The sequence below is a fragment of the Pseudomonadota bacterium genome (assembly GCA_018817425.1).
Classification (GTDB): Bacteria; Desulfobacterota; Desulfobacteria; order Desulfobacterales; family RPRI01; genus RPRI01.
In genome coordinates, this window is record JAHITX010000124.1 from 1 (window position 1) to 6,595 (window position 6,595).

The 6,595-nt window shown below is 38.0% G+C and carries 8 protein-coding genes; all 8 read left to right on the forward strand.

Annotation, left to right across the window (positions count from 1 at the left end; translation table 11 throughout):
* The coding region (locus tag KKC46_20795; GenBank protein ID MBU1056239.1) for a VPLPA-CTERM sorting domain-containing protein at positions 1-231 on the forward strand (231 nt) is incomplete at its 5' end.
* Positions 231-692 (forward strand): hypothetical protein, encoded by a 462-nt coding sequence (locus KKC46_20800; GenBank protein MBU1056240.1) that lies wholly within the window; start codon positions 231-233, stop codon positions 690-692. The genes KKC46_20795 and KKC46_20800, both read left to right, overlap by 1 nt.
* A complete protein-coding gene (locus KKC46_20805) occupies positions 628-1,833 on the forward strand; it encodes a PEP-CTERM sorting domain-containing protein (GenBank protein ID MBU1056241.1) in 1,206 nt (401 codons plus the stop codon). The genes KKC46_20800 and KKC46_20805 overlap by 65 nt, the downstream gene beginning before the upstream one ends.
* Positions 1,834-1,917: 84 nt before the next feature.
* Complete coding sequence (locus KKC46_20810) at positions 1,918-2,532, forward strand: hypothetical protein (GenBank protein MBU1056242.1); 615 nt, start codon at positions 1,918-1,920, stop codon at positions 2,530-2,532.
* 3 nt (positions 2,533-2,535) lie between these two features.
* Positions 2,536-2,877 (forward strand): hypothetical protein, encoded by a 342-nt coding sequence (locus KKC46_20815; GenBank protein ID MBU1056243.1) that lies wholly within the window; start codon positions 2,536-2,538, stop codon positions 2,875-2,877.
* A gap of 289 nt (positions 2,878-3,166) precedes the next feature.
* Positions 3,167-4,237: a penicillin-binding protein activator LpoB gene (locus KKC46_20820; GenBank protein MBU1056244.1), complete on the forward strand. Its 1,071-nt coding sequence runs from the start codon at positions 3,167-3,169 to the stop codon at positions 4,235-4,237.
* A 33-nt stretch (positions 4,238-4,270) separates the two neighbouring features.
* A complete protein-coding gene (locus KKC46_20825) occupies positions 4,271-5,359 on the forward strand; it encodes a penicillin-binding protein activator LpoB (GenBank protein MBU1056245.1) in 1,089 nt (362 codons plus the stop codon).
* Positions 5,360-5,848: 489 nt separating this feature from the next.
* On the forward strand, positions 5,849-6,505 hold the full coding sequence (locus KKC46_20830; GenBank protein MBU1056246.1) for a hypothetical protein: 657 nt from the start codon (positions 5,849-5,851) through the stop codon (positions 6,503-6,505).
* Positions 6,506-6,595: the final 90 nt, after the last annotated feature.

Below are 6,595 nucleotides of genomic sequence, written 5' to 3' on the forward strand. Positions count from 1 at the left end.
ATTGTAAGCAATATATCCGGGCAGGACGGGTTAAATATTTACTACCTGGCCTCAGCATCGGGAAACGAGTACTTAAACGGATTGACATATAACCTGACCGGCGGCGGATTTCTTATTCCGGTAGAAAATGCTCCTGTGCCGGTTCCACCGGCAGTTTGGCTATTTATATCAGGTTTTATCGGCCTGGTGCTTATGAGAAAAAGGAATTCTTGTTATGAAGGAGTTTATTAATGAAATATCATCTACTTTGGGCATCCGTAAGTTTAATATTATGTAGTTTTATATTTAATTTTGCTGTTTGGGGAGAGGAAAGCTCACATAAGACATCATACAACGATAAACCTCAAGCGATAAAAAAACTAAAAAAGGATTTTCAAGATCAATGGCGTGATGTTTTAGAAAAATACCCTGCTGTGGCTATAGCATATATGCATCAAGAAGCTACCTTAATTGCACTAACTCAATACCGACTTGATTCTACTTATGAAATAAAAGATATGGTTGCTAAAACTGCATTCTTAAATGATTCATTTCTGAGCAATAAAGTTGAAGCCGGAATAAAATTCAAAAATTGCATTGATGAGTTTATCCGATGTGATTATATCGCTGGAAGTGATGGTAGTTATAGTGTCGGTGAAGTGGGAGGTTGCAGAAGTAATTTCACTAAGTGTTGGACCGGCAATACAAAATAACATTATTTTACGGATTTCAGCCATAAACGGATTGACCTATAACCTGACCGGTGACGGATTCTTAATTTCTATAACCGAGTCGGCTGTGCCTGTTCCGCCTGCGGTTTGGCTTTTTGTATCAGGTTTTATCGGCCTAGTGCTTATAAGGACAACGGAATTCTTGTTATTAAAAAGAGGAGAAGAGGAAATGACCAATAAAAAAAGAAATAAATGGGTATTGGTATTTGTGTTAATAGGGATGATACTGCCTATCAACTTATTTGCAGCCGCTTATTCTTTCACAACAATTGATTATCCCGGACAAGCATATCCAAATTTATGGTGGGCCGGTATTGGAGGTATTAACAATTCAGGAAACATTGTAGGTAATTATTATGATGAAAGTGTTATCAGGCATGCTTATGCTTATGACGGCAACGCATTTACTCCAATCGATTACCCTGGTTCAACACGAACGGGTGCTGGTGCGATCAATGACATGGGAACTATGGCGGGGGTATATACGGATTCCGCCGAAGTAAAACACATGTATTTGTATGATGGAGCAACATGGGATACAATAGACCATCCCGAGTCTCCCGAAGTACTTTCAGCAGTGGATATCAATAATTCCGGTATTATAGTCGGGCAATATGGCTGGCCGGGAATCGTCACTCATGCTTTTTTATACGATGGGGTAAATTTCAATATAATAGATAATCCTGGCTCTCCATGGAATTCTGCCAATGGTATCAACGAGGCCGGTAATGTTGTTGGTTTTGATACTATCGGTGGGCTTGCTCGTGGCTATTTCTTGGATGGGTCAATCTATACAACCATCATTTATCCGGGGGCCTCAGGTGGCACTTATCTTAGTGGAATAAATAATTACAATAGTATTGCCGGTAAATACCAAGATACTAACGGATGGAATAGCTTCCTGTATGACGGTGAGAATTTTATTGACATTGTTTATCCGGGGGCCAGCCAGACAATGGTAAACGACATTAACGATTTGGGTCAGATTGTGGGCTCTTACATGGACAAAGATGGTATATCACATGGTTTCATTGCTAATCCGGTTCCGCTTCCGGGTGCGATATGGTTGTTGGGTTCCGGGATCATCGGGCTTATAAGGGTTAGAAAAACATATAATTACTGACATCGGGTTCGGTTTTTTCAACACTGCTTACGAAGCTTAATTTTATAGTTTGTAAGGCAAGACAATGCATAACAGGAGTGATATATGAATAATCAAGTACAGTCTCCACCCACTTGGGCAAGTACTATTTTATATCTATTTATTATCATAGTGCTTTTTATATGTGTTTTGACCTTTATCCTGAAAGCTTCCTGCCTTTTTACTGAACCAAGTTTACATATGATAAGTTATTCCATAGTCACATTTAGTGTCGGGCTGTCTCTTATTTGTTGCATCCTCTGGATAGGAGGGGTGACCGGCATAACCGAAATAACCAGCACGACTCAGAAAATATTGTGGGTTACTTTGATTGCAGGAATTTTGTCCACTACTGTAACGGTCTATAAGGGATTTATCACTACAGCTAAGATATACAAAGTAACCGGCATAGTGGAAAAAATGGATGGTAAAGATCCAAGGGACGTTTCAATATACACACGTTTTCCTCCTTTGTCCCCGGCCCAATTAGTAAGAGAGAATCTCGCATTCGATGTTTGGGAAGATCCAAAGGGAAAGCTTCCGAGGCTGTTATTTTCCCATCCGGATTATTCTACGGAGAATGTTGATCTAAATGATAGAGAAATAGTTGAGCTTAAGAATGGTGAGTTAAATATTCTAAGCCCAATAAAATTAAAAAAATCATCTAAATCTGAAGGGTGATGTATGAAAACAAAGTCAGCAGTATTTATATTTTTGTTTCTTTTCATTGCATGTGTCTTTCCAGCGAGTGCTTTGAGTGAGCCAAAGCCATTTCTCTGGGGTAACGTCATATGGAATACGGGATCTCAAGCAATTGGTATTGAGGTGCAACTTATTCAAGTTTCAGCAAAATCTGAAGTTGCAAAGACTTATACAAACGAAGAAGGCTATTATGCATTTTATGGAATAAAAGGAAAAGCGGCCGATTATTCTTTACAAGTGTATGACGGTAAAACTGTAAGGGGCAGCAAGGTATTAGGTAACTTACCAATTGGTGGGCAAGCGCCTGACATCATAATTAAGTAATGTAATCACTATGTATGTGTTATGCCCCGCCTAAATACAGGCAATGCCTATCCTATTCTAAAAGAAGTATATTATATAGGCAGACAGCAATCGTCGGAGGGAAATGAGGTAAAGAACGTACTTGTTAAACACGGCAATGAATGGCATGGGCCCGACCGATTCAACAAACAGGACTGTCTATTATTATAATACGACAAATCCTGCGGCAGTTCTTAATTCTCTTAGGATTTATGGCAATGATATTATTCGTTGGCTTAAGTTAATGACAATTAAAAAGGAGACACGGCATATGAGCACTTTAAGATTAACATATTTCAAACTATCAATTAGTTATATAATTGTTTTTATGATTGTATTGGTTACTAATATGATAGGTTGTATAAGTACTGTACAAAAAGATGTAATTGAAAAATCTTATATGAATGAACCCATTAAAGATCCTAATTGCCATCTTTTAGGGGATCTCTTTACAGATAAAACACATAATTTTCAATTGACCTTGCCTAACACAAAATGGACTATTGAACCAACTAACGAGGACGACGGAAACGGAAATAGTACTCTGGTTGCTGAATTAGGGCGGAAAGGTTATGATGATTTTTGGGCCGGCATATATGTAGCTACTTTTAACGTAAAAGATTTGGATAGGTTTGCTGGTGGCATGGTCGGTGAGTATAATCCCGACATGGCTAAATATACATATATTGCAGGCAAGCCTGCTTTGTGGACATCCAAGATTGTGGATTCAGATAATTATAAAGTTAAAACAATAATATACCAATTTGTAAATGATGGAATAGGTTATATGATCAGCATTGCTTACCTTACTCAATGGTCTATCGATGAAACGTTTATGACGGAGATTGACGATCTTCTGGACTCTTTTACCTTTTTGAACAAAGAATATAAAAATGGAGAGTTGCAGATAACGGCCGGTGGAGAGATAGGAAAAGGCAAATTAAATAATGTTGCCGTACTCGACATGATTACTCTGCAATCCGGCAAACCAAATCAAATAACAATTGCTCTTACAAATGAATTACAGAATGCTCTTGTAAAAACCGGAAAGGTTGAATGCCTGGATAGAAGAAACATAGAAAAAGTATTTCAAGAGCATAAACTACAGCAAAGCAATATGGTCTCAGGAGATGTAGCTATAACATATGGAAATCTAATCGGTGCCGAATATCTGATAAGCAGTAATTTAGGCCAAATGGGAGAAAGCTCTGTTATCTATATCCAGATTACTGAGGTGAAGAGCGGGAAAATCCTGAAAACAGTAAGTTCGCGTTGTAGAAAATGCAATGATAATAAATTATTAAGCACTGTTTCAAAATTAGCGGCAAAACTAACTTTTTAAGATGATACTATTATTTTAAAGGAGTCAGTGGATATGCAAAAATATAGATTTTCTTATTTTGAAAAATCAATTGGCTATACGATTATTTTTATTATTGTTATAGCACTGTGTGCCAATATCATAAGTTGTATGAATGTCACGCAAAAAAATACTGCCAAGGAAAAACTTATACAAAACAACCCTAACACAGTGGAATTTCCCAATGAACAAGAATATCAACTTTCCGGCAACATTTATACAAATAACACATACAATTTTCAAGTGACCTTGCCTAACACAAATTGGACTATTGAATCAAAAAGAGAGACAATCGGCAATGGTATTCAAATTGCTGTATTAAAACGGAAAGGATACGCCGGATTCCTTTCTTCTGTTAATATTAGCAGGAATCACCAGGAGAATTTGGAAAAATTTGCAGGTGCTGGCAGGCATCGTCCTGATGCGGCAAAATATACGTATATTGCTGGAAAGCAGGCTTTCTTTACATCACAACTCAGGGATTATGGAAGTTATAAAATGGTATTAGATATGTACAAGTTTGTAAATAATAAGAAAGGGTACATTTTCGGCGTTGGTTACCTCCCTCAATGGTCTGGCGATGAACTATTCATGACTGAGATTGATGATCTTTTAAACTCTTTTATTTTTTTAAGTGAAGGTGATAAAAATGCTGAATTGCAGATTGTTGCTTACGGAAAGATAGGGAAAGGCAAATTAAACAATGTTGCAGTACTCAGTATGGCTGATCTGCAATCTGACGACCAAAATGAAAAAACAAATGTTCTCACAAATGAATTGCAGGATGCTCTTGTAAAAACCGGAAAGTTTGAATGCCTGGATAGAAGAAATATAGAAAAAGTATTTCAAGAGCATAAACTACAGCAAAGTGGTGTGGTTTCGGGGGATACGGCTATAAAATTTGGCAATCTGATCGGAGCTAAATATCTGGTAAGCAGTAATTTGGGCCAAATGGGAGAAACATCTGTTATCTATATCCAGATTACTGAGGTGGAGAACGGGAAAATCCTGAAAACAGTAAGTTCGCGTTGTAGAAAATGCAATGATGATATGCTGTTTAATACAATTTCAAATTTAGTAATTAAACTAATTGCTTTTAAATAAACTACGGGCTATGCCCGTGCGATCCTAAAAGGTTCGACCGTTCCGGCGGGGAAGAAAATAAGGCATAGGTCCTTCCTCAGTCCGGAAGAATTGGCTGGGGAGAATTGGACTATTTTATAATGGTAAGGCTCACTTAATAAAACCGATCCGACCCCCAAACACCCTGCGGCCGATTATCGTTATAACGAGAGTGAAGTTTGCTTATATGGCAAAGGCTATCGTGCCGTTGTTTTCCATTCCGGCGCTTAATGGAAAAGTCAATGAGAAGATTATATTGAAAGCACCGGAAATAAAATAACCGGGTGGGGAAATTAAGTTATAACAAAAAACTATCCATTTTTTACCAATCTGTATGCTATCTGTGGGTACCTTTGTATTATGTAACGTAAGTATTTACCTAAAAAACAGATTTTCACTCTTTATGAGAAGATAACATATTTAAAAAATAGCGATTAATATAAAATGATTATTATAAAGGAGGATAAGAGAATGAAGGTGCTCAAAAATATAACTCAAAATATTTTATGGAAAAATATTTTAAGATGGATCTTGGTGGTATCGGTATTTATGTTTCTTGTTCCGGGGGCAGGCTATGCAGAAGATAAATACTGGGTCAGAGTTTCAAGCTTTTGGTATCACGACTCTAACTGGAATCCAGACGGGCAACCGCAAAATGGAGATAATGTTTACCTGACCCAGTCGGATGAAACCAACAGGATTGTAAATTATCGTAACACGGTAGGTCCTTTGCCAGTTCTGGGTTCTTTGGAAATTGACGCAACAGGCAACGGCACAATGACCCTTCAGTTTAAATATTTTGACGATCCTTTAGCCGCAAGTTACGAATATATTGGCCTAAGCGGTAAAGGTGCAGTTATTCAAAGCAGAGGTACAAATACGATAACAAATGATCTCTATCTCGGGATGAATTCCACCAGTGTTGGCACATACGATCTTAGCGGCACCGGCTCACTGTCGGCTAATTACGAATACATTGGCTATAACGGTACCGGCACATTCACTCAGACCGGCGGCACAAATACGGTATCAAGTGCTCTCTATCTCGGGAAGAATTCCACCGGTGTTGGAACATACAGCGGTGGTCGGGATTGTATGAACAGCAAAAATTGTTTTTTAAGTGGGTAAGCTGCTTATTCAAGCTGCTGTCTCTCTCTTGGGAAATGTCGCCCAATAAACCATATCCGGTGTTTTCTTGTCAAGACTTTGATGCCGCCG

Coding starts and splice junctions, on each gene's coding strand:
- KKC46_20820 (MBU1056244.1), top strand. CDS start 3,167: ATGAGCACTTTAAGATTAACATATTTCAAACTATCAATTAGTTATATA.
- KKC46_20815 (MBU1056243.1), top strand. CDS start 2,536: ATGAAAACAAAGTCAGCAGTATTTATATTTTTGTTTCTTTTCATTGCA.
- KKC46_20830 (MBU1056246.1), top strand. CDS start 5,849: ATGAAGGTGCTCAAAAATATAACTCAAAATATTTTATGGAAAAATATT.
- KKC46_20825 (MBU1056245.1), top strand. CDS start 4,271: ATGCAAAAATATAGATTTTCTTATTTTGAAAAATCAATTGGCTATACG.
- KKC46_20800 (MBU1056240.1), top strand. CDS start 231: ATGAAATATCATCTACTTTGGGCATCCGTAAGTTTAATATTATGTAGT.
- KKC46_20810 (MBU1056242.1), top strand. CDS start 1,918: ATGAATAATCAAGTACAGTCTCCACCCACTTGGGCAAGTACTATTTTA.